Origin of the sequence: Amycolatopsis sp. NPDC004625 (assembly GCF_040609695.1) — a bacterium.
GTDB lineage: Bacteria > Actinomycetota > Actinomycetes > Mycobacteriales > Pseudonocardiaceae > Amycolatopsis.
In genome coordinates this window covers 23,151-47,064 of sequence record NZ_JBEXKX010000041.1, presented here as the reverse complement: position 1 = coordinate 47,064, position 23,914 = coordinate 23,151, and the positions used below count along the sequence as shown (strand labels likewise).

The following is a 23,914-nucleotide window of genomic DNA, read 5'->3' as shown; positions in this document are numbered from 1 at the left end:
CCGCACACTGGGCGAGTTTCGCACACCGGTCAAGGTCATCCCAGCAGCCCGCGCTGCCACGCCCAGACGGCGATCTCCGTGCGGTTCCGGAGTTCGAGCTTGCGCTGCACGCTCGCCAGGTGCGTCTTGACCGTCGAGAGGGAGACGCGGAGGTCGTCGGCGATCTCGGCGTTGGTCCGGCCGCGGGCGACCGCGAGCACCACATCGGACTCGCGGTCGGTCAGCAGGCCCGGTGTCCCCTGCGCGCGCCGCCGCGCCTTTTCGGTGAACCGGGCGAGCAGGCGCACGGTCACCGACGGCGAAACCATCGCCTCCCCGCCGGCCGCGGCGCGCACCGCGTCGACCAGCAGCTGCGGACCGGCGTCCTTGAGCAGGAACCCGCTGGCCCCACCGAGCAGGGCGGCGTAGACGTTCTCGTCCGCGTCGTAGGTCGTCACCACCACCACGCGCAGCGGGTGCGCGACGGCCGGGCCGGCCAGCAGCTCGGTGGCCCGCAGACCGTCCACTTTGGGCATTCTGATGTCCATCAGCGTGACGTCCGGACGCAGCTGCCGCGCCAGCCGGACCGCGGCCTCCCCGTCGGCGGCTTCGGCGATCACGTCGATGTCCGGCGCGGCGTCCAGTACCAGCCGGAACCCGGTGCGCACCAGCACCTGGTCGTCGGCGACGAGCACCCGGATGGTCATCAGAGCCCCCTCGGCAAGGCGTCGAAGGGCGCGTCCTCGCCGCCGAGCGGGAGCCGCGCCACCACAGTCCAGCGCGCCCCGGGGCCCGGGCCGGCGGTCAGGCTGCCGCCGAGCATTTCCAGCCGCTCGGTCATGCCGATGATGCCGAACCCGCCGGGCGCGGAACGCGGGTTCGCGGGAACGCCGTCGTTGCCCACCTCGAGCACGAGTTCGCCGGCCTCGACGCGGACGGAGACGACCACCTCGGTCGCGGCCGGGGCGTGCCGGCGGGCGTTGGTCAGCGCTTCGGTCACGACGCGGTGGACGGTCGTGGCCAGCTGGGACGGCACCGGCAGCTGGTCCAGTTCCTCGGCGACGGCCACCCGGGCGGAGGATCCGGCGGCCGCGCGCACCGCGTCCCCGAGCACGGCACCGGACATCGGAGGCACGTCCCGGGTGTCCCGCAGCATCCCGACCAGCCGGCGCGCGGCGGTCAGCGCCGCACCGCCGGCTTCCTCGATCTCGCGGTACACCGCCGCGTGGCCGCCGACGTCCGCGGTGGCTTCGGCGATCGTCCGGGCGGCCTGGACGCGGACGACGATCCCGCTGACGTGGTGGGACACCAGGTCGTGCAGTTCCCTGGCCAGCTGCAGGCGTTCCTGGCTGCGGACCCGGTCCAGCGCGTCGCGCTGCCTGCCGTCCGCCGCGCGCAGGATCAGCCCGACCCCGAGGCAGGCACCCCAGTACGCCGCGGCGGCCACCGCCAGCAGCGTCTCCGGCTCGCCGGCGCCGTAGCGCAGCAGGGGCGCGGCGATCATCACCACGCCGAGGGCCGCCACCAGCCCGGCCGCGCGCTTCGGCTCGAGCTTCCGGCCGGCCGAAGCCGTGAGCAGCCCGGCGGCCACGATCTCGGCGACCGGCGGCTGGCGCGGCGGGTGCGCGGTGACCGCCACGACCGTGCTGATCGCCGACAGCGCGGCGACGACGCTCCCGAGCACGCCGACGTGGCGGGGGAAGCGCCGCCGCAGCACGGCCAGCACCGGGATCGCCGTCCCGGTGGAAGTCAGCACCCCGGTCAGCGGCGCGGCCCAGCCACCGCCTCCGCCGGGCACCTCCAGCACCAGCACCACGTCGGCGACGACCGCCGCGGCCAGCACCGCGAGCTCGGCGCCGAGCATGCCGCGCCGGACCCCCGTTCTGCGCATGGCCGTCATGATCCCGCGTCCCGGATCAGTCCGCGCGCCGAACCCGGGCGAAGTGATCGTTGGACGGCGGCAGGTAGCTGAGCACGGTCGCGACGACAGCCACCCCGCAGCTCAGATAGCCCGCCCACGACGGTTCGGTGGTGACCAGCGAAGCGGCCTGCAGCAGGGTGAAGACGGTCAGCGTCACGCGAGCCCAGTTGCGGCCCGCCTTGAGCTTGAACGACAGCCAGAGGTAGACCAGCGCGATGACCACGGCGACGGCGACCGGAACAGCCTGCGCGAACAGGGTGAGCCGGTCGAGCTGCTCCGGCGTCAACGTGGGGTTCGTCCGACGCAGCGTCGCCGCGATTTCGTCGCGCGCGCTCAGGACGAGCAGCCCGCCGGCGATCGCGGACACCGTGGACACCAGGAAGCCGAAGAAGGCGGCAATGATCGTGCTGGGCGGGTTCTCCCGCGCTGTTTCGATGGTCATACCGGGCAAGTTAGGACTCGCCGCGCGCCGGCACCGCCTGAGACGAGCCCGTCTCGTACTTTCGGCCGAGGCTCGTGATCCGCACCCGCTTGCCGGGGTCCTGACCTCGATGCCCGGCATCCGGATCAAGACCGCAGCCCGCCCTGCTCGAAGTCGGCGACGCCTCGAACTTCGTCGGCTCCGGGCGCCCGGCGGCCTGCACCGGCATCGCCCCGGTCACCCACGCGCGGGTTTCTCAGGGGTTGTCCAGGGCGTCCACGCTGCTACGCCTCGGTCAGGGCGTCGGCGATCGCCGCGGTGATCAGCAAGCGCATTCTTCGGTCGGCCAGCCCGACGCAGCAACCGCGTTCGTCTCAAGAGCGCCCCTTCAGCCGTCCGACGCCGCCGACGGCCAGGACTGGTTGCGGCCGACGTCAAGTCGTGTGGTGGACCCGAACCGCGCTGGCTGCGCTTGACCCGATCACGGTCAGTGACCCGGGCCAGCGCGGATTTACGTGGAGATCGAGAAGGTCGGCGCTTTTCCTGGCCGTGGAGGGCCGGCGCTCCACGGGTGAGTTCAGCAGGAAGCGACCCGCGACAGCCACCGGCCTCTGGTACGCGACCCGTCCCGTCACTCTCAGAAGCCTTACGAAGACGATGGTTCCACTGCCGTCCTGCCGGCTCTGGGCCACCGGCGGCGGCAGCGTACGGGGATCCGCCGACGCACGGAGCGCGGACGTCTGTCCTCTGAGGTCGTCTCCGCACTCGAGCAAGCACAGGCCGCCGAGACGGCCGCACCCACCGAGGCCGCGCTCAAAGAACGACATCTCCGCCATGCGGTGAACAGCCGATCTGATCGGGGATCCGCATGGTCCGCCGTGGCTGAAACGCGCTTCACTCCCGTTCGACGGGCGGGCTTCCCGAGCCGGTCACCGCCGCGCACGGGACTGCGTCGGCGCTGTCGCAGGACACTTCGGCCCAGACCGTCTTGCTGCCGGCAGGGAGCTCGAGCACGCCCCAGGTGCGGGCGAGCTTGGCCACGATGTGCATGCCGCGGCCGCCGGGGCGCTCGAGTGACGGTGTGCCGAGCACGGGCCGGTCCCGGCAACTGTCGTCGACTTCGAGCCGGACCCGGCACGGGTTCGGGGTGTGACTCATCCGGACCTGCAGGGGACCGTCGCCGTGGTCGTAGGCGTTGGTCACCAGTTCCGTGGCCACCAGCAGCACGTCCCCCAGGTAAGTGTCATCGACCTGGGTGAGGGCCCGGGACGCCCAGCGACGGATCTCCACCAACGCCGGCGCGGTCGTCCCGCGCAGATCCATCGACCACGACGATGGCGCCGGGATCGGCGTGCTGCTCGGCTCGGGCATCGCGAACCAATCTTTCCGGGCTCTCCGCCCTCGCTGCTGAAGACGTCCGCATTCAGGCGTTACCCCCGGCCGCGGCGGATCAAACCCTCGGCGGCCACGCTCCGGACACCGCGCAGCCCGCAACCGGTCGCCCGGCTCCCCCACCGACCGATTCGGCCGTACGGACCAGAGCGAAGTCGCCCGATTGGTGTGATTCTCGTCCGAATGGGTACTGAAATCTTCAGTTCTGGGGTGCCGGCGCGCAGGGGCCCCGGGATCAGGCTTCGCCGGTCCAGACCGGTGGCCGGCGAAGCCGCCCGGGCCGGCTCGGTCCTGACGGCGCCCAGTCGAATGAATCCCTGTCGCCGACGAGTGACACGACCCGCTCTCCGCCCCCGACGGTCCGATGATCCTGCTTGCCAGTCCGATCCCGAGATCCCGGAGGCGACAGTCATCTTCTACGCCATGGCCGCCGCGTTCCTGGTCGTCGCGCTGGTGAGCATCCGGCAGGACCGCAGGCGGTTCCGCAACGCCGTGCTGCTCGGCCTGGCCGTCGCCTGCCTGATTCTCGCGCTCCTCGGCGACATCGACCGCCTTCCCCCGGAGACCGCCGCTGTGGTCGTGTTCTTCGTCCTCCTGGCCCCGCTGTTCGCGGTGTTCGTCCTGGCGGTCTTCCTGCTCGCCAACGGCATCACCATGATCCGCCGCGAAAGCCGCTCCCTGGGCAACCTCCTGTCCTTCCTCGCCGGCCTCGGCCTGCTCACCCTCGTCGTCCTGCTGATCACCGCCCAGTACACCCAGCACCCCGCCATCGGCGCGGTCGCCGTTTCCGCGCTGGCCGCGGTGTCCTACCTCAGCTTCCTGTTCTGCTGCTACCTCGGCTACGCCTTCCTCTACAGCCGGCTGCGCGCCCGTCCCGGCGTCGACTTCGTGATCGTGCTCGGCTCACGCATCATCGACGGCCGGATCCCACCGCTGCTGGCCAGCCGGCTCGACAAGGCGATCACCCTCTACCGAAACGAACGCGACCGAGGCGGCGACCCGTTCGTCATCGCTTCGGGCGGGCAGGGACCGGACGAAACCCAGCCGGAAGCCCACGCCATGGCCGACTACCTGCTCGCCCACGGCGTCCCCGCCGACAAGCTGCTCCGCGAAGACCGCTCGACGACCACCGCGCAGAACCTCACCCTCAGCCGCGAGCTCATGCAGCACCACCGCCCCGGCTACCGGTGCGTCGTCGTCACCAACAACTTCCACGCCTTTCGGGCCGCGATCCTCGCCCGCACCGCGAAGGTCAACGGACAGGTCGTCGGCGCACCCACCGCCCTCTACTACTGGCCGAGCGCCACTATCCGGGAATTCGCCGCCGTCATCATGGAGCACCGGCTGGTCAACTTGAGCGTCACCGGACTGCTCGCCGTCACCGGCTTCCTCGCCGCCCTACCCTGAGCCGCGCCCGACCAGGTCCTGGCTCTTGGCCCCAGCTGTCCGCAGGCGGCGTGCTGGTCGCGCTCGCCGGCGCCTTCCTGTTCCGCCGCCGAGCACAGCATGCCTGTCGTTGCGCAGCGAACCGGACCGATGCGGGGGTAGTAGGTGTGAGGTAGCGGGAGGTCAGATCGCAGACCGTCGCTCCCGCTTCGCGTGGTGGTCAGTCTCGGGCGCGGAGCTCGGAGTTGATGCGCTGGGCTTCGTGGAGCTGGTCTTCGAGGCTGACGATGCGGCAGGCCGCCTCGATCGCGGTGCCCTGGTCGACCAGTTCCCGTACGCGGGCTGCCAGGCGCAGCTGCTGGCGTGAGTAGCGACGATGCCCGCCGGCGGAACGCTGCGGCGTGATCAAGCCGGCTTCGCCGAGGCTGCGCAGAAAGCCTTGCGTCGTGCCGAGCATGTCCGCCGCCCGCCCCATCGTGTAGGCGGGGTAGTGCTCGTCGTCGAACTTGTCGGCCGCATCCGGCGCGGCCGGTCCTGCTTGGTCAGGAATCATTCCACCTCCGCATCACAAAGGACCCCGGGTGCCGCGAACGGCACCCGGGGTCCTCAAAGGGTTGGGTTTCACCATTGCCGACCGGCGCGACCGCCGGCTTCCTGCACTCGCGACCGGCCGAAAGCCGGAACCCGCGAGGATCGCTCATTCGTAACCGAGCACCACCTCCGAACTCGATGGGACTGCGGCACCCGCGCGGCCCAGTTACCCAGCCGCCGCGGGCGATCCAATGATGCTCCCTGTCCCTTCTCTCCTGTGTTCTCCACTTACTGGGTACTGCTGTTCCTTCAGATACTGCTCTTTCACTTGCCACTGACGTCACTGCCGGAACCCTTCCACTGATCGGTCCCAGCACGCTGACGCCGCTGGTCACTGCCCGGAGCCCCGTTCACCGATCGACTCCGGCCACCTGACCGGTACTGCACCTGCACGAACAACTACGGATACTGCTGATCTTCGTCTCACCTCGCGGGTAGTTACGTCCTCTCCCGCGCTTGCTTGACTTTGTCTCTCTCGCTACGAGAAGAACACTACACACACCCGCCGTCCAATGTCTACTCCAGGCGGCATAGATTTTCTGGCACGCACGGAGGTGACGGCGAGGAAGAGGGGGCAACCTTGAGCGACGAGGCCATCCAAGAGCCGCTCGAGCAGCGTTACGGCCTGACCGAGATCACCGACCTCGGTCAGTACTCCACGGCGCTGACGCGGCTGCTGGAGCGTGGCCGGCGAGAGCGGTGCGTGGCGCTGTTGTCGGAGGCCGAAGCCTACGCGGCGGCCGAGCTGCTCGGGCAGTTCGCGCAGCTCGACCCCCACGCCACGCTGAACCAGCTCGCCGCCTCCCTGGCCAGCCGGCTCTACAGCTGCCTCGGCGCCTGACCCCCGGACACGACGCACGGCATCGACCGAGAGCATTCGAGGTCGGCGACGGCCGAGCCGGGTGGAGTGGCTCCCGAGGAAGACCCGGCTGCGGGAGACTCACGACGGTGGGCAACCGCCACAAGCTCCCAAGCTGCGCCGCCGCCGCGGCAACGGCCGGTCCATCCTTCTTCAGGATCGCGCCATGGTTGCTCAGGACCTTTGCGCTCACCTCGATGTGGCGGTTGCGGGCGGTGACGCTGTCGAGGCTGGCGCGCAGGGCAGGTCTGGTCTTCGGCGCGCAGGAGGGCCGCCGCCGGTCCAGCCCTCGGGCCGGCGGAGCCGATCAGCGGGTCCGGCGTTCCAGGTGGTGGTCGACCAGCCAGGCAGCGACGGCGTGCAGCTTCCGGTTGGCGTGCTGGGAGGCTTGGACCAGCATCGCGAACGCTCGGTGGGCGTCCACGCCGTGCCGTTCCATCAGAATCCCCTTGGTCATCCCGATCACGTCGCGGGCGTTGATCGCAGCCTGGAGGTGCTGCTCGGTCTGGGCGCCGACGAGCGCGACCGCGGCGTGGCTGGCGAACAGCAGCCCGTTGTCCTCTTCCTGGGCGCTGAACGCGTCCCGTTCGGACGAGTACAGGTTCAGCGCCCCCAGGGTGGTGTCGGTGACGAACAACCGGTAGGCGAGCATGGACCGCACACCGACCCCGACGGCGGCCGGCCCGAACCGCGGCCACCGCCGCTCGCTTTCCAGGTCGCCCGTGCGGTAGGTGTGGTGCTGGGAGATGGCCCCGAGGCAGGGGCCTTCCCAGAACTGGTGCTGCAGCTTGTCGACCGTGACGACGAGTTCGTCGGTGGGCGCCACCGTCGTGATCTTCCCGCCCTCCAGCAGGCTGACGCCCGCTGCGGCGCCACCGATGTGCCGGACCGCAGCACACGTGATGGCCTCCAGCGTGGACGCGACGTCCGGCTCGGCCTGCAAGGTGCGGGCCACTTCGCTGAGGATCGCGGCCAGACCACTTTCGGCAGCCTCGCCGCAACGTGTCGTTTCCATCACCTCGGATTACCCTCCGCGGCGATGGGGAAACCGCAAGTCGCGCCACCCGGTGCCGGCTTGAGGAGGATTCGCCTCCACGATCGCCGACGCCGCGTTTCAGGTCGCTCGGCTCACGGTTGGCTTCGGTTCTTGCCCTTGCCGTTGTTCTTGCCCTTGGCTTTGCCCGGAGCTTTGCTTCCCGCGCCGGCACCGCCGTCCGAGCCGGTAGTGACACGCTTCGGGGGCGTCGCGGCAGCCAAGCTCGGCGGCGATGACCCCGCTACCGGCGGTGATGCCACCAAGACATCCGAGGCCGGAGCCGCCGTGCCGCTGGCGGGTACAGAGGTCGCGGTGGCGGTCGGCTGGGCGGCAGGCGGCCAGGCCGGGGTGTCCGCCGGGACGTCCGGCCTGGCCAGCACCACAGCAAGCACGGACGCTGCAGCCGCGGTCATCAGTCCCCCGGCCGCAGCCAGTGCCCGCCGCTTCCGTGTCGAGACTGCACCCGAGGCAGGGGTGACCGCGACGGGAGACCGGCGCAGCAGCTGCGGTACCTGCTCGGCGCGGGGGCGGTCCCCGGGTTCGCGAGCGGTCATCCGGCCCAGCGCGTCCGCGAGCGAGCCGGGTGCACCGGCGGGAATCCGCGGCGCCCGGTGCAGCCGGGCCACCGCCGACTCGGCCAGGGTGCCAGGATACTCGCGCTCGCCGGTCAAGCATTCCAGCAGGACCAGGCCGAGTGTGTAGACGTCGGCCGGCGGCCCGGCCGGTTCGCCCACGATCTGCTCCGGCGCCAGGTACGCGGCGGTGCCGGTGACCAGGCCGGTGCCGGTGATGTGGGTGGAATCGAGCTCGTAGGCGATGCCGAAGTCGCCGATCAGGGGTCCGTCGCGGCCGAGCAGGACATTGGCCGGCTTGAGGTCGCGGTGCACGACGCGCCGGGCATGCACGTACGCGAGCGCCTCGGCCAGCTGGACCCCCAGATCGACCACCGCGTCGGCGGGGAGCGGTCCGGCGAGGAGCCGCTCGGCGAGGTTCTCGCCGTCGACCAGCTCCATCACCAGGTACGGACGGCGCGGTCGGTGCCGCTGTCGAACAGCGAGACCACCCGGGGATGGTCGATGCTGGCCTGGACCGCCTTCTCCCGGACTCGACGCAACTGCTCAACCGCCACGAGATGACGGTCGTACACCTTGATCGCGACGGCACGGCCGAGTTCCCGGTCCACACCGCGGTGGACGACAGCGGTGGCGCCACTTCCGATCAGCCGCCCGAGCTCATACCGCCCGGCGATCAGGTCCGGCAGCTCGTCCTCACCCTGGGAAACCGGTACGCCGTCCACGCCCACCGGAAACCGCGGCGACGTCGTGTCGTCGGCATCCGGTTCGTCGTCGGTCATCGGCAGGGCATCCCCTCCGGTTCGGTGGTCCGGCCGGATACCCGAGGGGGATGGATCGCCAAACACGAAGATCAACGCGAGCCACCCTTGCCCGGCTTGCCGGCGGCCGTGGGGCCGGCCAGTCGTCGGTGAGACGCACCCTGGTGTCCGCATTGCCTTGCCGCACCAGCGACTGACCTTGCCGCCACGATTGCTGCCGCGTCAGGGCGGGTAGTCGACTGTCGTGTGTTCGCGGCACGGATCGTCACCCGGGCGGCGGACGAGGCCACCCGCCTTGGCTGTGCATTGTCCGCGATCCAGGTCGTCCACTGGCCGGTGCTGGTGATCGGAGCGCCCGGGCAGGGCGCGCTGGCACGGGTCGTCCTCGGCTCGACGGCCGCCGAACTCCTGCGAACGGCCGGCGGTCGGCGTCCGGCCCGCCGAATCATCCGCCGGACGCGGGCCGGTAGTGGTCGGCGTCCACGGGTCGGACATCAGCTCCTCGGCCATCGACTTCGCCGACCGGCACGACCGCGAGCTGCCGGCCGTGCATTCCTGGACCGACCTGCCGATGCACGGCATGGAACCCGTCGGCGGCTGGGCCGATGACCCGCAGGACATCAGCCGGCGCGGCCAGGAAGTGCTCGCCGGATCCCTCGCCGGGCACGCCGAACACCGACGCCCTGCTGCTCAGCCGACCTCGCTGGCGACAGGGACGGCGCCGGCCGGCCGCTGCGGCTCTCCTGCACCGACGAGCTACTAGCCCTCGCGCCCACCACCACGGCCGCACTGGCCAGGCTGCGTAGCCGCTGACGCAGCACGCACTTCGGCCAGGTGGCCGCCGTGGGTGGTTTCATGGAGCGGTTCTTAGAGACCCGCGCACTGGGCCACCTCCGCCGTCACCACCAAGCTCGTCGCCCGACTCGAGGAGAAGGGCCTGATCACCCGCACTCGAGATCCTGAGGACGGGCGCAAACGGCTGCTGCGCGGGCCTCGAAGCCCACGTCCCGCAGCTGGACACCGACGTCGTCCAACGCCTGACCGCCACTCGGCGGATGGCTTACTCAGCGAACCAGCCTGAGCACCAAGGCGGCCCATCACCCGCGGCCTGGCAGGACGGGTCAGCCGCGGGTGTTCCAGACCAGGGGCGCTTTGCGGATCCATGCGTCGTCCTCGATCGCCTGGACGAGGAACTGGGCGAGGTCGGCGCGGCTGATCCGTGCGCCGGGCGCTTCGGTGCCGGCCTCGGCGGCCCGCACGGGGCCAACGGCGGGCTTGTCGGTCAGGGTGACGGCACGCGCCAGGGTCCAGTCGATGCCGGGCGAGGCGCGGATGACCTGGTCGACGCCGGTGTGGTCCTCGAAGCCCGCCTTGATGTTCGACAGCTTGATGAACGCCTTCACCAGCGGGTTGAGCCGGGCCCAGTCGTCGCCCGCACCCTGCGTGGACGCCAGCACGATGCGGCGGATGCCCTGCTCGCCCATGACGGTGAGCATGTGGCGGGCGGCGTCGGTCATGAACATCGGCGGGCTGACCGGCTTGGCCCACGGGTTGTCCGAGGCGCGGCCGTTGTTCAGCACGCTGATCACCCCGTCGGTGCCTTCGGCGGCCCGGCGGATGTCGTCGACGTTCGCGGGGGTGCCCCGGATCAGCTCGACGCCGGCCGGTGCCTGCACCTGGCCGGGGTCGCGGACGAGGGCGCGGACGCGGTGGCCGCGCTGGGCCGCGTATTCCAGCACGTGAGCGCCGGTGCGGCCGCTGCCGCCGAAGACCAGGAGGTTGCTCATGGTGATCAAAAGGCCTTTCCGGGAGTTCAGGGGTTGATCAGGCAGGCAGCCGACCGGTCGGAACCGAGCCCGGTCGGCGGGCCTCGTCGTGCGACTTGGTCATGAACGCCTCGCGCATCGGACGTAGCGGGGCCGGCACCGAAGTGGCTGTCGTCCCAGGCCTTGCGCAGCAGTTCAAGGCCGCGCCGTCGCGGACCTGCCGGCGGTAGCGGCGGTCGGTGAGGGCCTGGTGGGCCTACTCGCGGTCCAGGCCGAGCTCGTCGGAGAGAACCGGGAGGTCGTCCAGTGAGAAGACCGGCTCGCGTCCCAAGCCTCGCGGACGGAGAAGGTGCCGCCCTCGGGGAAGCTGCTGCCGAGCGGGAACGAGTGGTGGATCAATTCCACCTCGTCCGCGTGCTCGAACCGCTCGACGGCCTTGGCCACCCGGTGTTTCCCCAGGCCGCACCGGGGGCAGGTCACCTCGGACCAGGTGTCCACCTTCATCACGCACCTCCAATTCTTACAACTTGTGCGTAACGCCATGATGGACCAGCATGGAAGGCGATACAAAAGGCACACCGGTGTGCGTACCGGAGAGGAATGTGCGTCATGGAGACGGCCAGCGAAGCAGAGGTGACGGCACGAGCGGCGGCGATCGGCCCGTGCGCGGCCATCCCCGCCGAGCACATGGACTTCATCCGCCAGACCCTCGACCGCGTCGGCGACAAGTGGAGCCTGCTGGTCATCGCGGTTCTGAAGTCCGGACCGCTGCGCTACACCGACCTGCAACGGCAGGTCCCCGGCATTTCCCAGCGCATGCTCAGCCTCACCCTCCGCCAGCTCCGGCAGGACGGCCTGATCACCCGCACCGCCTACGCCGAAGTCCCTCCGCGCGTCGAGTACACCCTCGCCCCGCTGGGCCACGGCCTGCACGAGATCGTCACCTCGCTGATCGGCTGGGCCGCCGACCACCACGACGAGATCCGCGCCAATCGCGAGCGTGCCGCAACAGCCGGACCATGACCGCCACGCAAGCGGTCGCGGACGCGATGCCTTGCGAACGACTGGACTCCTGAACACCCTCATGACACAGCCCGGGCTCGCAAGCGACGATTTCAAGCGCGTGGAATCGCACGACGCCAGTCGTGGCCGTGTCGGGGTGGCGCGAGCTGCCATCTCCTCGGCGGCCGGCCGCATGCGGACCTGCTGTACGACCTTCTGTTCCCGTACGAGGCCCATCTGGTGCGGCTGAACCACGGCGGTTCCGGGCGCAGTGCCCTGATTTTGGCCATGGCGATGGGCCGGCCCGACGCGGCCGAGGCTCAACACCATGCCCGCCTGGCTCGTGACCCGGACCAGCTCGCCGCGTTGCGCGCCGACCCGGCCCGGCTCCCGGCGGCGATCGAGGAAATGGTGCGCTACGACGGTGCGATCGAGCTGGCCATCAGCCGGTTCACCACCGACGAGATCACTGTCGGCGACGTGACGATCCCCGGCGGCGGCGAGGTGGTGCTCCTCGCGATCGCGGCCGCCGACCGCGACCCCGCCCGCTTTCCCGCCCCCGATCGCTTCGACACCACCCGCGCCACGTCCGCGCACCTCGGCTTCGGCCACGGCATCCACTACTGCCTCGGCGCACCCTTGGCTCGTATGGAGGCCGCCGTAGCCCTGCGGACCCTGCTCGACCGCTGCGCCGACCTCACGCTGGCGGTTCACCCCGGCGACGGGCTGAGCCGACGCCGGACACCGCACTGGACGTGCTCGCCGTCCCCCGGCTGATCGACGATTTGCCGACCAGGACGTACTCGCGACCAACAGCCGCAAACTCGAGTACGAGGGGCGAAATCTCCATGCGTGGCGCGCGAATTCCCTGACCCGGCAACGCCTTCGGCGGCGATTGTCCATCGCGCCTCGGTCGGGCATTGTCACAAGTCGCGATAGAACTGCAATCCGTTGCCGTCGGCGTCGCGCACGTGGAATTCGCGGGTGCCCCAAGGCGTGTCGGACACCTCGGTTCGGTCGGGCAGGGGCCCGAACTCGTCCGACAAACCGTCGACATCGTCCACGGGGAAACGCACCGTGGGTCGATCCCCGGCGATCCCGGCGAAGTCATGCCACTGCAGCACGAGAACAGCGTCGTCGCGACGGAGGACAACGAACCGGGGAGCGTCCGGGGCATCGCGGAACCGCTCCACGAACCCGAGCCGTGCGTAGAAACCCGTCGCGGCTGCCACGTCTCGGACGTTCAGCACGGGTTCCACGCGCGCGATCTTCGGCGGCACGGCGTCATTCTGGCACAACCGGCCGGGTGCCGGACCGGCGCGCCGGCTTGGCCTGACGGCGGGGCTTCGGGGATGTCCGCGAACCTCAGCTCCGCCCGCAAAGCGCGTACCGCCCGGTCCAGGCGCACCAAAGACACGTGGGTCAGCGTGAACAGCTCGTCGACCACCCGGCCCGGCGCGGCTTTCGCCGCGAGCTGGCCAGCGCCTCCGTCGAAACGAGAGCTTGGGTGCTCAAGTGGCTGGCGGCGGCGGCCCGACGGACCAACCGCAGGTCGGAACGGAAACCGCCAGGTGATCCACTATGGACAGCGAGCGGCCCGGCCGGGTCGGCGGGTCAGCAGGGCGGTCCGGTGCACGGCACGAACCCTGCCGCAGTCGCCGCAGCGGGCGTGATGCGCAGGTAGCGGAGGAACGCGCCCACCGGTGAATCCGGCGCCGCCGGCCCGAAGGTGTACGTCGACAGCACGTCCCAGAACGGATATCCACCGCCCCGTACGGTCGCGATGTCCGGGGTGTTGCCCTCGATGGCGATCGGGCGTGCACCCGACTTCTCGATCGCCCCGACGTCCGCGTACCCGATCGCGCCCCGGATTGCCGCCACCCGGGCAAGCAGCTCCGCGCTCGAACCGGCCTCACACCTCAACGAGCCGCCCGGCTGGGTCCTGGTGACACAGTCGTTCGAAGTGGGCGCCGGTTCGGCCTTGCCGAGGACCTTGCTTTCGAACGTGCGGCGGGTGGCCGAAGATGCGTCCCGGCCGATCACGACGATCGGCAGGTCCGGACCGCCGACCTGGTTCCAGTTCGTCACCGCGCCGGCGTAGATCCACCGGATCTGGTCGCGCGTCAGGCCCGGCACGCCGGTCGCCGGGTTCACCACGGCTCCGAACAGGACGACGGAATACGGTGTGCGCACCAGCCGGGGGTCCGCCGAGGTTCCGGTGCCGACCGCGATCGTGTCGCCGGACTGCCCGTTGGCCAGCAACGTCGCCACCGAGTCCTGGCTGATGACGACGTCCACCGCGGCGCCGTCGCACACGCGCCGGTAGTCGGCGGCCGCCTGGCGGAGGACCGGTTCGGCCAGCGACGTGGTCAAGACCTTGACCCGGCCGGCGCAGGAGGTGTCGCGTCCGAGGGGCAGGGTCGTGGCGACGAGCCCGCCGAGGGCGAGGCACAGCACGACCGTCGCGGCGATCGCGGCCCGCGGCGGACGCCGCCGGTCCTCGACGACCCGGCCGCCGCGCACCCGGCCCGACACCTGGACGCCGCGCGCGTTGCCGGAAAGCAGCGCGAGCAGGTCGAAGCCTTCGTGCCGGCGCAGCCGGATCGGCGGTACCGCCAGCGTGTCGTCGCCGGCCTGCAGGCCGTCGGCCAAGGCTTCGCGAACCCCGCCCGGCGCCCGGGAGACTTCCACCCGCAGCGTGCGGCGGCCGGGGAAGGCGATCGTCAGGTCGTCCAGGTCGCTTTCGTCGAGATCGAAGGCGCCGATGTTGCGGACGCGCACGAGGGCGACCGTCGGGTCGGCGATCACCTCGCCGTCGCGGCTCAGCGGCTGTTTCAGCAGCACGTCGACGCCGGGTTTTGTGGTCAGCTCGCCGTCCATCAGCACGCGGTAGCCGATCCGGCGGCGCCGCACGACAAGGGTGTCGACCCCGAGGACCAGCGCGGACGCCGCGATCGCGAGCACGAGCGCGATCACCATCGGCATCCTCCCCTCGGCGGCTGGCGCAGCCTAACGCAGCCGGCGGCTAAAGTGCCTGGGGCACCGGGGAAGGGAGCACACCGGATGAGACCACGGAGACCGGCGGCCGGCCGGCTCGAAGGTGCCGCCCTGCTCCTCGCCGGGGCCGCCCTGCTCACCCTGCTCGGCCTCGCGCTCACCGGCGGCCTGCACGAGAACGACCTGCTCGGCCTCCTGCGCGAGTGGGGCCCGGTGACCGCACTGGTCGCCTTCGCGCTGGCCTGCCTGGTCGCGGGCCTGCGCGCGGCGACCCGGCGGGCCATCGACGTCCCGGCCCGGCCGCCGTTGCGGCCGATCCGCTGGTGGGCCGTGGCGGCGGCGTTCGCCGCCGTCGTCACCGCGACCTGGGCGGGCGTGAGCTGGCTGCTGGGCGTCGCGGCGCCGAACGACGGCCCGGCCCGGCTGGAAGCGATCAAGACCGGCCTGGCCATCGGCGCCGGGACCGGCGCGGCCATCGCGCTGTTGTTCACCGCGCGCCGCCAGTGGCTCAGCGAGCGGTCGCAGGCGCACACCGAGGTCGACACGACCGAGCGGCGCGTCTCCGAGATGTACGCGAAGGCCGCCGACCAGTTCAGCACCGACCAGGACGCCGTCGTCCGGCTCGCCGGGCTCTACGCGCTGGAACGGCTGGCCCAGGACTACGCCGCGCACCGCCCCGCCGTGGTCAACCTGATCTGCGCCTACCTCAGTTCGGCCGCGCCGGCCGCCGGACGCACGCTCGGCGTCCGCGCCGGGCGGGCGGAGACCAGGCCACCGAGCCCGCGCAAGGACAAGCAGGTCCGGCTCGCCGCGCAGGAGGTGCTGACCAACCACCTCCGGCCGGTCGCCGACACCCGTGAGCGCCCCACCGACCCGAGGTTCTGGCCGGACACCGACCTCGACCTCGCCGGGGCGGCCCTGACCGACTTCGACTTCCGGCGCTGCCGGGTCCGGTCGGCGCGGTTCACGGGAACCCGGTTCGAGGGGGACTCGACGTTCTTCCTCGCGCGGTTCGCCGAAGTGTCGTTCACCGGCGCGCGGTTCACGGGCGCCACGACGTTCGACTCGGCCCGCTTCGACGGCGCGGCCCGGTTCGAGGAAGTCCACTTCACCGGCGACGTCGTGTTCAGCGGGGCATCGTTCGCGCAGAAGGTCTCCTTCCAGCGCGCGCGGTTCCTGGGCGACGCCCGGTTCAACCGGGTGAGCTGGCCCTTCGCCACGTTCCGCGGCGCGTTCTTCGGCGGCCAGGCGGAGTTCATCGCCACGGACACCGGAACCGACCTCTCCGCCGCCGTGTCGGGCACGGCGCCGTGAAGACGCCCCAGCACACGACCAAGCAAATGCCGAGCCACCGACGCAGGCAGGCCGGCGGCGGCCCTCCCGATCGTGACGCGACCAGAAGTCAGCACCCTCTGGCGAACGGTGCCCTTGCAAGGGTCCCTGTTTGAAAAGCCCCACGCAACCAGTTGCCGAATACTAATCAACCAGATGCGATGTCACGCTTGTCCTTGACCAGTGAAACACGCATCCGCCGGACAGCGACATAGTCAGGGAGCTGTAAAGGCGGTACCCCCATGAAACCGAAGGACTATCCGGCACTCGCCCGCAAACTTACGTCCTACTGGGGCTCGTGGCCGGTCAGCCGCCCGATCGAAGTCGGAGACATCGGAATCGTCAACAGCGCCGGCGCCTTTGTGCGAGTGACGGATCTGGGCAAGATTCCCCAGCTCCCCAAGCCGGCGATCAGCAGCAGGCAAAGTGCGTTATACGACATGTCCTCGCAGCACGTCGACGTCCAATTCGGCGTCAAGGCCGCTGCCGGCGCCCAAGCCGCCGAGGCGCGGGCGAAGATCACGTTCAGCCACGCCGGCAGTGCCCTCATCATCCTCGACCGGCCCACGTACCGGCAGGTCCGTGACATCACGATGCTCAAGCGACAGATCCTCGCCTTGCTGGACGACGGCTGGGAGCAGGACTGGATCGTCGTGGTGGAGACGGTCTCCGCCGACGGGGTGACCGTACTGGTATCCGGTGAACGGAATGCGGCGATCGAGTTCGGCGTCAGCGCCCAACCGGGCGGCCTCCTACTCGGCGACCTGGCCAAGGCCGGCATCGACCTTGCCGTGCGCCACCGCAAGCGGATCGGGATGGCGGCCTTCGGCGAGAAAGGCACACCTCTCTACCGGACATTACGGGTCAGGAAGACGTTCTTGGGCAGGACGCAGGCGGAACTGTCCGGCGGGACAGCGGTGCCGAACGAGGCGTTCGAGGACGTCCCGCTGCCGGACATGGACACCTGAAATGTGCGACTTCGTCCCGGGCGAGATCATGGTCGGCTATCCCGTCGACGGCCCAGGCAGGATGATCTTCGAAGAGATCCTCGAGTCGGCGCGGGTCGGCCGTTCGTTGCTTGAACGGGATGAAATCATCATGCCGATGGGAGACGAGCTACCGATGGCGTTCCGCCGGGTGGCAACGCTTCCCGGCGGCGAACAGGCAGCAGTAGACGACATCAACCGTCTCACCTTCGAGGCGACAGTTCGTCTTGCTCAGCGCTACCATCCGAAGTCCCTGCTCGACCCGCGGCAGCGTGTGTTCGCTCAGCCGATGCACTTCCTCCGCCCCTGCCACGGCAACGCCGGCTTCGGCTCGGCACAGCCGTTCCGGCTGACTCCGACGCATTTCCACTACCTCTACCAAATCGGCCACCCGAATCCGCGAGCAAGCGAGGTGCGCCCCACGGTGGCGATCATCGACGGGGGCCTCGACGTCCGGCTCTGCCCGGAAGACCCTTTCCACGGCTCGGTGCCCCCAGCGGTGAATCTGGCCGATTCGTCCGACACCAGCCTCGGACAGCCCGACGCCGCCACCACCCACGGCACTCTGGTGGCCAAGCTGATCAACGAGGTCTGCCCCGAAGCCACGCTGCTTCCCCTGCGCATCATCGGCGGCGACGGCGTCGACAACAACGCGGTCGCCACCGAATGGGCTTTGTTCAGAGCAGTCAAGGAGGCCATCGAAGCCGGCGCCGACATCATCAACCTCAGCATGCGGTTCGGGATCAACACGACCAAGTGCCCGACCTGCGGTGACCTACCCCGCGAGGTGCGCACGCCCGGTTTCGAACTGGTGGTCCAGCACGCAGCCGGCTCACCGGGTCGAATCGTCGTGGTCGCCGCCGCCGGCAACCAGGGGATCGGGCAACTGGCTTTCCCGTCCCGGTTCGCCTCGACCGTCGCCGTCAGCGCCGTCAACAGCTCCCTGCAGCACAGCTACGTCACCAATTTCGATCACACCGGCCGCCATCCACTCCTTTTCGCAGCACCAGGCGGCGACCGTGGCGGGGACGCTGACGAGGCGGTCGCCGAGTCGGACGACTGGCGCTACCACGGCACCTCGTTCGCCGCCGCCTACGCGACCGGCACGCTGGCCACCATCATGTCGCTCCACAACGTGCCCGCCGGACAAGCCGTCGAGATCCTGAACCAAACGTCACGCACCGCGTTCGCCGGGTTCGATCCGGAGTACCACGGCCGAGGCGTCATTCGGATCGTCTGAACGAACGTCGCTGTGACCCCGAGTCAGAGAATGCCCCTACCCAGTAGCGTCTTCCAGGGAGCGGACCTCCTGAGCGACCCGCCAAGGCGATCCGAACGTCGGCCGAAGAGGCCAGGTGCTCGCCGGTTCGGCGCACGATCAGCCGTTCGACCGGGGCGGCAGGGTGATCACGCTCTCGGGGCGCTCCGGCCGCACGTAAGACGGCTGCCCGGTGAGGATGCGCAGCAGATCCTCGGCGCCGTCGGTGGTGAAGTCGTCGACCTTGAAGTGGTCGACCGTGTGCGGTTGCAGGAAAGCCGGAATCTCGTCCGGGCTCCGGCCGGGCAGGACCACCCTGAGGATCCGCTGGGTGCTGCGGGTCCGTTCGGTGTGGACGAGCTCGCGCAGCACCGACATCTCCGACTGGAGCCCCCGGTTTCGGGTGTCGTCCACGTCGCCGTCACCGACGGCTTTACACGCCGGGGAAGCGACGACGAGGACGTAGTCGGCCGCCTTGAGCTGGCGCAGCGCCCACACGTACCAGTCCCGCGCGATTTCGAGGTCCCAGCGGTCCATGTGCACGTCCAAGCCACAGGACACGAGGAACTCGGCGAGGGCGACGACCTTGGCGATGTGCCCGCTGTCCTCGTGGGCGTAGGAGACGAACACGCGCGGAGGATCACCCGGCTCGATCGACCGTGCCCGCACCGGTGGGGCCGCGGCGATCTCCGGAGCACCGGCTCCGAGATCGAGCCGGAACGTCCGGGGAACGGTCGCCGGCGCGCCGCCCATGGTGTCCGCGGGCGCGAGGTCGTAGCGGGCCGATGCGGTGACCTCGACCTCGGTGGCCGCCGCCGCGGTGAGGACGGTGATCCACGTCGAGTACGAGCCCGGCTCCGGATCGGCGAAGTGCCAGCGGATCTCCCCGCGTCCTCGTCCGAAGACCCGGACGGGTGAGAGAAGCCCGGGAAGGTGCACGTCGTGGCCGCCCGGCCGCGACGCCGCGACGAAGGAAAGGTGCCGGTCCACAGCGTAGGTCGAGTCCGGCGTGGCGACGCCGGAGGTGCGCGGTATCGCGTCGACCACGGTCGTGGGGTTCGCGCCGCTGCCTCCGAAGGCGAAGCCGACTTCGAGCCATGGCGGTACGGGAACGTCCGGGGCCAGCCACAGGTCGAAGTTGATCTGCACCAGGTGGGCCGAACGGCCCGGGAACCCGGTGGGAGCAGGGACGATCCGGTGTACCTGCCACCCACCGAGCCGGACGGCACCGACCTCGATGGCGGCCGGGGCGTGGGAGAGGTGCCGGGGAGAGCCACTGACGAGCAGCAGCCCGACCGGATCCGGGGGTTCTGCGCGCACGCCGCGCCTCCTCTCGTGATGCAAGGATAACGAGCCCGTGGTGCCGGCGATCGGAGGACGAGGTGGACGACCCCGGAATGGACGCCATGCTCACCGAGCTCGACCGCCGGGTGGTGGCCTACGGGCAAGAACAGGACGCTGCCCTCGTCCTCGACGACACGGCCGCGGACCTGCTCGCGCGCGTCTGGGAGCAGGTCGATACGGGCGATCTGACCACCGCTGCCGCGTTCGTGCTGGCCCGTTTCCACTGGTGTCGCTTCCTCGCCCTGCCCGAGGGCGCCGACCTGTCGGACCGGGCGTATGCGCTCGAGCTGTTCACCTCCCTGCTGGAGGTCGATCCCGAACTGGTCCCCGGACAGCTACGAGAACAGCTGGAGAAGCCGGGCCACATTCCCGGTTCCGCCTACAACGGCAGCGGGGCGGAGTTCTACGAAATGTACGAGGCGAACGGTGATCCCGAACTGCTCGACCTCGCGCTGGCCATGTTGGGCATGGCCGTCGCGTCGGCGCCCCCGGACGCACCGGGAGCAGGCCTGTTCCTCTCGAACTCCGCGGGAGCGCACCTGGCTCGCTTCGGGATCGCCGGGGACCCCGCGGATCTGGACGCCGCAATCGGCTTCGGCCGGCGGGCGGCCGCACACCCCGCCGGTTCTCCCGAGGCGTCTGCCGCGACGGCCAACAACCTCGCCGCCGCCCTGCGCACCCGGTTCGAGCGCCTCGGCGACCGTGCTGACCTCGACGCGGCGGTGCGTGCGGCCCGCAGCGCGGTCGAAGCGCTACCACCGGATCATCCGGACGTCCACTCGTACCTGACCGGGGTGGCGCTGGCGGTGCAGACCCGTTTCCAGCACACGAACGACCGCGCCGACATCGACGAGGCCGTCACGCTGGCCGAGCGGTGCGTGGCCGCTTCCGCGCCCGGCGACCCCGAACGTCCCTCACACCTCAGCACACTCGCCAACTGCTGCTTCATCCGCTATGAACGCCTCCGCGATCCCGCCGACCTGGACACCGCGGTCGAGGCCAACACAGCCGCCGTTCGCGGTACGCCGACGAGCCGGCCGGCCCGGCTCGGCTACCTGAGCAACCTCGGTACCGCGCTGCGCGAGCGCTCCTTGCTGACGGGCTCGCTCGACGACCTCACGGCGGGCGTCGACGCAGCCCGCGAGGCCGTGGAAACCGCTCCGCCCGGATACAGCGATCGCCCGGCCCTGCTGACGAACCTGGGGGCGCTGCTGCGCACCCGCGCCACGCGAACGGGGAGCATCGAGGACTTCGACGCCGCGGTCGCGACCTCCGGGGAAGCGATGCGAGCGGCGACGGGCGGTCCGCAACGGGTTTCCCTGCTGCTCAACCACGCGATCGCGCTGACCAGCCGGTTCGAGCGAGCGGGAAACCCGGCCGACCTGGATGCCGCCATCGCCGCGGGCGAGGAGGCGCACGCGACCGGAGCCGAGGACCACCACGACCGGGCGACCTGGGAGTCCGACCTCGCGACGGCCCTGGTGACGCGCTACGTCAACCGCGGTGATCGCCGCGACCTCGACGACGCGGTGGAGCGCGCCCGCCGCGCGGTCCGCGAGGATCACCCCGACCGAGGACGGCTGCTGTCGAACCTGGCCTACACGTTGCGCATCCGCGCCGCCGCCACCGAAGACCTGGCCGACTTCGACGAGGCCGTCTCCGCGGGCGAGGCAGCGGTGGCGTCACTGCCGGACGGGCGGCCGGGCCGGTCGGGCTACCTGGTGAATCTCGCGTCCGCGCTGGCTGCTCGCGCCGAGCGCACCGGCAGCACCCAGGACCTCGACGACGCGGTGGCCCGCTCTCGCGAGGCTCTCACCCAGCTCCCCGAAGACCACGCCGACCATCCCGGTCTGCTCAACAACCTGGGACTGGTCCTGAGCAGGCGCTTCGACCGCGCCGGCAGGCTGGCCGACGTCGACGAGGCGGTGGCCCTGGCCCGGCGGGCGGTCGCCGACGTGCCCGTCGAGCACCAGGACCGTCCCGCCTACCTCACCAACCTCGGCACGTCGCTGCGTGCACGGCACCGCCGCACGCACGACGCCGAAGACCTCGACGACGCGGTGGAGATCTCGCGAGAAGCCGTCGAGGCGATTCCGCCGGGGCACACCGCGCGCGGCGGGTACCTGAGCAACCTCGGCAACACGCTGCGCAGCCGGTTCGAGATCGCCGGGGATCCCGACGACCTCACGGCAGCGCTGGACGCCGCCGAGCGTGCGGTGGCCAACGCGGCGTCGGACGTCGAACGCGCGCAGTTCCTGTCGAACTTCTCCGCGGTGCTGATGAGTGCCTTCGAGCACGATCCCGTTCCTGAACGGCTCGAAGCGGCGATCTCTGCCGCCGACGAGAGCGTCGGGGCCACGCCGCCCGACCACGCCGATCTCGGCCGGCACCTCGCGAACCTGGGCAACGCCCTCGTCGCCCGGGCCGGCCCGGGCGATCTGGTCCGCGCCGTGGCAGTGACCGGTCAGGCGGTCCGCCTGACCCCGGCCGCGGACGCCGACCACGCGGGCTACCTGCTCGTCGCAGGCCACGCCCGCCGCGCGGCCGATCCGTCCGCGGGCGTACCGGACGAGTGGCGGCAGGCGGCCCGCAGCGAGACCGGACCGGCCGAGGTGCGCTTGGCGGCGGCCTGGGCGTGGGGAGACGCCGCGGCGGCGGACGAGAACGAGTCCGACGCGGCCGACGGCTTCGCGACCGCGGTGTCGTTGCTGCCGGCACTGGCCTGGCGCGGCCTGGACACCTCGGCGCGTGAGGGACAGCTGTGGCGCTGGGCCGGTCTGGCGAGCGAGGCCTGTGCGTGGGCACTGCGCGCCCGCGACCCGCGCCGAGCGGTCGAACTGCTCGAACAAGGCAGATCGATCACCTGGAGCCAGATCACCCAGACCCGGGCGGACCTGACCGCCGCCCGGGAGCTGGCACCGGAGCTCGTGGACCGGCTCGGTGAGCTCCGTTCCGCGCTCGACACCCGCCCCCACCCCGGCTCGGACACCTGGACATCGCTCGATCGTGAACTGGCCGCCTCGGCACGGCGTCGCCTCGCCGAGGAGTGGGACCACGTGCTCGAGCGGATCCGCGCGATCGACGGCCTGCAGAACTTCCTGACCGCCACGCCGTACGACGAGCTCGCCGCGGAGGCCACGGCCGGGCCGGTGGTGATGATCAACCTCACCGGCCACCGGTCCGCCGCGATCGTGGTCACCGATACCGAGCCGATCGTGGTGGAACTCGGTGACGACGCGCTCGCCCGGTCGGTCGATGCGGTGAACCAGGTGCTGCGCACCCGGCAGGCCGCCGCCGAGAACCCGGCCTTCACCACGACCCGTGCCGCGCACCGGGCTCTGGCGGACGCGCTGAAGTGGCTGCACCAGGACGTCGTCGGCCCGATCCTGGACGCGATCGAGCCCGAGGTTTCCGGCGGGAAGCTACCGCGAGTGTGGTGGTGTCCCACCGGGCCGCTGACGATGTTGCCCCTGCACGCCGCGGGCGACGCGCTCGACCGGGTCGTCTCGTCCTACCTGCCGACCATCGAGACGATGCGCCGAAGCCGGGCGACCACGAGTTCCGGCGCAGCCACGGCGCTGGTGGTGACCCAGCCCGAAGCGAATGGTGGTTTGCCCGAACTCCCCCAGGCCGGTGCGGAGGCCCGCCGGGTGCGTCACCACCTTCCGGACGGTGTGGACCTGGCCGGGCCCGCCGCGACCGCCGACGCGGTCCTCGCCGCGCTCGCCGACCACAGCTGGGCGCACCTGGTCTGCCACGGCAGCCAGCACCCCACCGACCCCACGACCAGCGCCCTGTACATGCACGACCGGCCGCTGACGGTGGCGGAGATCGCCGCCCGTTCCTTCCCCGGCGCCCACCTCGCCTACCTCTCGGCCTGCGAGACCTCGACCGGTGGAACCAGGCTGCTGGACGAAGCGCTGCACCTGTCGGGCGCGTTCCAGGTGGCGGGCTACCGGCACGTGATCGCGACACTGTGGACAGTCGCGGACGACCGCGCCACCGAGGTCGCCGACGGCGTGTATGCAGCCTTGCTGGACAACGGAGTTCCGGATGCGGACGAGGCGGCCAGGGCCTTGCACCACGCCGTCCGCAGACTTCGCGCACTCGTCCCCGAAGCACCGATGTTGTGGGCACCCTTCATCCACAGCGGCCCCTAACAGCAGCGCTCACCGTGACCGGAGAGCAGAGGCGCTCAGCGTACGCGCGGTCGTCGCGCACAGGCAGGTTGCCGCTCGGCGCACCGGGGCGGATGACCGAGGCCAGCTTGGCCGCCGCGGTCTCGACCACGCTTCCTGCTCCCTCACCCTC

The 23,914-nt window shown here is 70.8% G+C and carries 21 protein-coding genes and 2 pseudogenes; 11 read left to right on the top strand and 12 right to left on the bottom strand.

Translation table 11 applies throughout. The features are described from left to right. Nucleotides 1–35 precede the first annotated feature (35 nt). The 3 genes from ABZW17_RS35155 to ABZW17_RS35145 are packed head-to-tail and all read right to left on the bottom strand — an operon-like array spanning nt 36 to nt 2,342. Nucleotides 36–686 carry a response regulator transcription factor gene (locus ABZW17_RS35155; protein WP_354823758.1) on the bottom strand — a complete coding sequence of 217 codons (651 nt, stop codon included), beginning with the start codon at nt 684–686 and terminating at the stop codon, nt 36–38. Then, nucleotides 686–1,870, bottom strand: coding sequence for a histidine kinase (locus tag ABZW17_RS35150; protein ID WP_354823756.1), 1,185 nt, complete (start codon nt 1,868–1,870; stop codon nt 686–688). The genes ABZW17_RS35155 and ABZW17_RS35150 overlap by 1 nt, the downstream gene beginning before the upstream one ends. A 25-nt stretch (nt 1,871–1,895) precedes the next feature. Further along, entirely contained in the window at nt 1,896–2,342 is a 447-nt protein-coding gene (locus tag ABZW17_RS35145) for a hypothetical protein (RefSeq protein ID WP_354823754.1), read from the bottom strand. 76 nt (nt 2,343–2,418) lie between these two features. Here ABZW17_RS35145 and ABZW17_RS35140 point away from each other — a divergent pair. After that, a pseudogene (locus ABZW17_RS35140) lies at nt 2,419–2,601 on the top strand (transposase); the annotation flags it as partial. A gap of 614 nt (nt 2,602–3,215) precedes the next feature. On the opposite strand, the gene ABZW17_RS35135 reads toward ABZW17_RS35140, so the two are convergent. Further along, on the bottom strand, nt 3,216–3,692 hold the full coding sequence (locus tag ABZW17_RS35135) for an ATP-binding protein (RefSeq protein WP_354823752.1): 477 nt from the start codon (nt 3,690–3,692) through the stop codon (nt 3,216–3,218). Nucleotides 3,693–4,136: 444 nt separating this feature from the next. Here ABZW17_RS35135 and ABZW17_RS35130 point away from each other — a divergent pair, with 444 nt between their 5' ends. Continuing rightward, nucleotides 4,137–5,120 carry a YdcF family protein gene (locus tag ABZW17_RS35130; RefSeq protein ID WP_354823750.1) on the top strand — a complete coding sequence of 328 codons (984 nt, stop codon included), beginning with the start codon at nt 4,137–4,139 and terminating at the stop codon, nt 5,118–5,120. Nucleotides 5,121–5,319: 199 nt separating this feature from the next. Here ABZW17_RS35130 and ABZW17_RS35125 read toward each other — a convergent pair whose 3' ends face one another. Further along, the gene (locus ABZW17_RS35125; protein WP_354823748.1) at nt 5,320–5,652 is read right to left on the bottom strand and encodes a MerR family transcriptional regulator; all 333 of its coding nucleotides are present in this window, start codon (nt 5,650–5,652) and stop codon (nt 5,320–5,322) included. 618 nt (nt 5,653–6,270) lie between these two features. On the opposite strand from ABZW17_RS35125, the gene ABZW17_RS35120 reads away from it, so the two are divergent. Next, nucleotides 6,271–6,531, top strand: coding sequence for a hypothetical protein (locus ABZW17_RS35120; RefSeq protein WP_354823746.1), 261 nt, complete (start codon nt 6,271–6,273; stop codon nt 6,529–6,531). A 325-nt stretch (nt 6,532–6,856) separates the two neighbouring features. Here ABZW17_RS35120 and ABZW17_RS35115 read toward each other — a convergent pair whose 3' ends face one another. From ABZW17_RS35115 to ABZW17_RS35105, 3 genes are all read right to left on the bottom strand, one after another. Further along, nucleotides 6,857–7,504 (bottom strand): GAF and ANTAR domain-containing protein, encoded by a 648-nt coding sequence (locus tag ABZW17_RS35115; RefSeq protein ID WP_354823744.1) that lies wholly within the window; start codon nt 7,502–7,504, stop codon nt 6,857–6,859. 173 nt (nt 7,505–7,677) lie between these two features. After that, nucleotides 7,678–8,598, bottom strand: a complete 921-nt coding sequence (locus tag ABZW17_RS35110) for a protein kinase (protein WP_354823742.1) — start codon at nt 8,596–8,598, stop codon at nt 7,678–7,680. Next, the gene (locus ABZW17_RS35105; RefSeq protein ID WP_354823740.1) at nt 8,598–8,939 is read right to left on the bottom strand and encodes a hypothetical protein; all 342 of its coding nucleotides are present in this window, start codon (nt 8,937–8,939) and stop codon (nt 8,598–8,600) included. The genes ABZW17_RS35110 and ABZW17_RS35105 overlap by 1 nt, the downstream gene beginning before the upstream one ends. Nucleotides 8,940–9,387: 448 nt before the next feature. On the opposite strand from ABZW17_RS35105, the gene ABZW17_RS35100 reads away from it, so the two are divergent. Both ABZW17_RS35100 and ABZW17_RS35095 read left to right on the top strand, forming a co-directional pair. Continuing rightward, nucleotides 9,388–9,681 carry a hypothetical protein gene (locus ABZW17_RS35100; RefSeq protein WP_354823738.1) on the top strand — a complete coding sequence of 98 codons (294 nt, stop codon included), beginning with the start codon at nt 9,388–9,390 and terminating at the stop codon, nt 9,679–9,681. Between the two features lie 168 nt (nt 9,682–9,849). Beyond that, nucleotides 9,850–9,999: pseudogene (locus ABZW17_RS35095) on the top strand (hypothetical protein); the annotation flags it as partial. A 40-nt stretch (nt 10,000–10,039) separates the two neighbouring features. Here the strand turns inward: ABZW17_RS35095 and ABZW17_RS35090 are convergent. Continuing rightward, entirely contained in the window at nt 10,040–10,705 is a 666-nt protein-coding gene (locus ABZW17_RS35090) for an NAD(P)-binding oxidoreductase (RefSeq protein ID WP_354823736.1), read from the bottom strand. A 588-nt stretch (nt 10,706–11,293) separates the two neighbouring features. On the opposite strand from ABZW17_RS35090, the gene ABZW17_RS35085 reads away from it, so the two are divergent. After that, on the top strand, nt 11,294–11,707 hold the full coding sequence (locus ABZW17_RS35085) for a helix-turn-helix domain-containing protein (protein WP_354823734.1): 414 nt from the start codon (nt 11,294–11,296) through the stop codon (nt 11,705–11,707). Nucleotides 11,708–11,926: 219 nt separating this feature from the next. Then, nucleotides 11,927–12,463: a cytochrome P450 gene (locus tag ABZW17_RS35080; RefSeq protein ID WP_354823732.1), complete on the top strand. Its 537-nt coding sequence runs from the start codon at nt 11,927–11,929 to the stop codon at nt 12,461–12,463. Nucleotides 12,464–12,609: 146 nt separating this feature from the next. On the opposite strand, the gene ABZW17_RS35075 is transcribed toward ABZW17_RS35080, so the two are convergent. Continuing rightward, nucleotides 12,610–12,966 carry a VOC family protein gene (locus ABZW17_RS35075; RefSeq protein WP_354823730.1) on the bottom strand — a complete coding sequence of 119 codons (357 nt, stop codon included), beginning with the start codon at nt 12,964–12,966 and terminating at the stop codon, nt 12,610–12,612. Nucleotides 12,967–13,300: 334 nt separating this feature from the next. Beyond that, the gene (locus ABZW17_RS35070; protein ID WP_354823728.1) at nt 13,301–14,665 is read right to left on the bottom strand and encodes a substrate-binding domain-containing protein; all 1,365 of its coding nucleotides are present in this window, start codon (nt 14,663–14,665) and stop codon (nt 13,301–13,303) included. Between the two features lie 84 nt (nt 14,666–14,749). Between ABZW17_RS35070 and ABZW17_RS35065 the strand changes: the two genes are divergently transcribed. The 3 genes from ABZW17_RS35065 to ABZW17_RS35055 all read left to right on the top strand — a co-directional run bounded on the left by ABZW17_RS35065 (nt 14,750) and on the right by ABZW17_RS35055 (nt 18,241). After that, the gene (locus tag ABZW17_RS35065; RefSeq protein ID WP_354823726.1) at nt 14,750–15,997 is read left to right on the top strand and encodes a pentapeptide repeat-containing protein; all 1,248 of its coding nucleotides are present in this window, start codon (nt 14,750–14,752) and stop codon (nt 15,995–15,997) included. 260 nt (nt 15,998–16,257) lie between these two features. Further along, on the top strand, nt 16,258–16,983 hold the full coding sequence (locus tag ABZW17_RS35060) for a hypothetical protein (protein ID WP_354823724.1): 726 nt from the start codon (nt 16,258–16,260) through the stop codon (nt 16,981–16,983). A 1-nt stretch (nt 16,984) separates the two neighbouring features. After that, a complete protein-coding gene (locus ABZW17_RS35055) occupies nt 16,985–18,241 on the top strand; it encodes a S8/S53 family peptidase (RefSeq protein WP_354823722.1) in 1,257 nt (418 codons plus the stop codon). A gap of 138 nt (nt 18,242–18,379) precedes the next feature. Here ABZW17_RS35055 and ABZW17_RS35050 read toward each other — a convergent pair whose 3' ends face one another. Continuing rightward, nucleotides 18,380–19,579, bottom strand: coding sequence for an SEFIR domain-containing protein (locus ABZW17_RS35050; protein WP_354823720.1), 1,200 nt, complete (start codon nt 19,577–19,579; stop codon nt 18,380–18,382). Between the two features lie 62 nt (nt 19,580–19,641). Between ABZW17_RS35050 and ABZW17_RS35045 the strand changes: the two genes are divergently transcribed. Beyond that, a complete protein-coding gene (locus ABZW17_RS35045; protein WP_354823718.1) occupies nt 19,642–23,763 on the top strand; it encodes a CHAT domain-containing protein in 4,122 nt (1,373 codons plus the stop codon). The last annotated feature ends 151 nt before the right edge of the window (nt 23,764–23,914 follow it).

Bases quoted from the DNA above. Each gene is read 5' to 3' on its own strand.
- ABZW17_RS35155 (WP_354823758.1), bottom strand. From the start codon at position 686: ATGACCATCCGGGTGCTCGTCGCCGACGACCAGGTGCTGGTGCGCACC.
- ABZW17_RS35150 (WP_354823756.1), bottom strand. From the start codon at position 1,870: ATGCGCAGAACGGGGGTCCGGCGCGGCATGCTCGGCGCCGAGCTCGCG.
- ABZW17_RS35145 (WP_354823754.1), bottom strand. From the start codon at position 2,342: ATGACCATCGAAACAGCGCGGGAGAACCCGCCCAGCACGATCATTGCC.
- ABZW17_RS35135 (WP_354823752.1), bottom strand. From the start codon at position 3,692: ATGCCCGAGCCGAGCAGCACGCCGATCCCGGCGCCATCGTCGTGGTCG.
- ABZW17_RS35130 (WP_354823750.1), top strand. From the start codon at position 4,137: ATGGCCGCCGCGTTCCTGGTCGTCGCGCTGGTGAGCATCCGGCAGGAC.
- ABZW17_RS35125 (WP_354823748.1), bottom strand. From the start codon at position 5,652: ATGATTCCTGACCAAGCAGGACCGGCCGCGCCGGATGCGGCCGACAAG.
- ABZW17_RS35110 (WP_354823742.1), bottom strand. From the start codon at position 8,598: ATGGAGCTGGTCGACGGCGAGAACCTCGCCGAGCGGCTCCTCGCCGGA.
- ABZW17_RS35105 (WP_354823740.1), bottom strand. From the start codon at position 8,939: ATGACCGACGACGAACCGGATGCCGACGACACGACGTCGCCGCGGTTT.
- ABZW17_RS35090 (WP_354823736.1), bottom strand. From the start codon at position 10,705: ATGAGCAACCTCCTGGTCTTCGGCGGCAGCGGCCGCACCGGCGCTCAC.
- ABZW17_RS35085 (WP_354823734.1), top strand. From the start codon at position 11,294: ATGGAGACGGCCAGCGAAGCAGAGGTGACGGCACGAGCGGCGGCGATC.
- ABZW17_RS35070 (WP_354823728.1), bottom strand. From the start codon at position 14,665: ATGGTGATCGCGCTCGTGCTCGCGATCGCGGCGTCCGCGCTGGTCCTC.
- ABZW17_RS35065 (WP_354823726.1), top strand. From the start codon at position 14,750: ATGAGACCACGGAGACCGGCGGCCGGCCGGCTCGAAGGTGCCGCCCTG.
- ABZW17_RS35060 (WP_354823724.1), top strand. From the start codon at position 16,258: ATGAAACCGAAGGACTATCCGGCACTCGCCCGCAAACTTACGTCCTAC.
- ABZW17_RS35055 (WP_354823722.1), top strand. From the start codon at position 16,985: ATGTGCGACTTCGTCCCGGGCGAGATCATGGTCGGCTATCCCGTCGAC.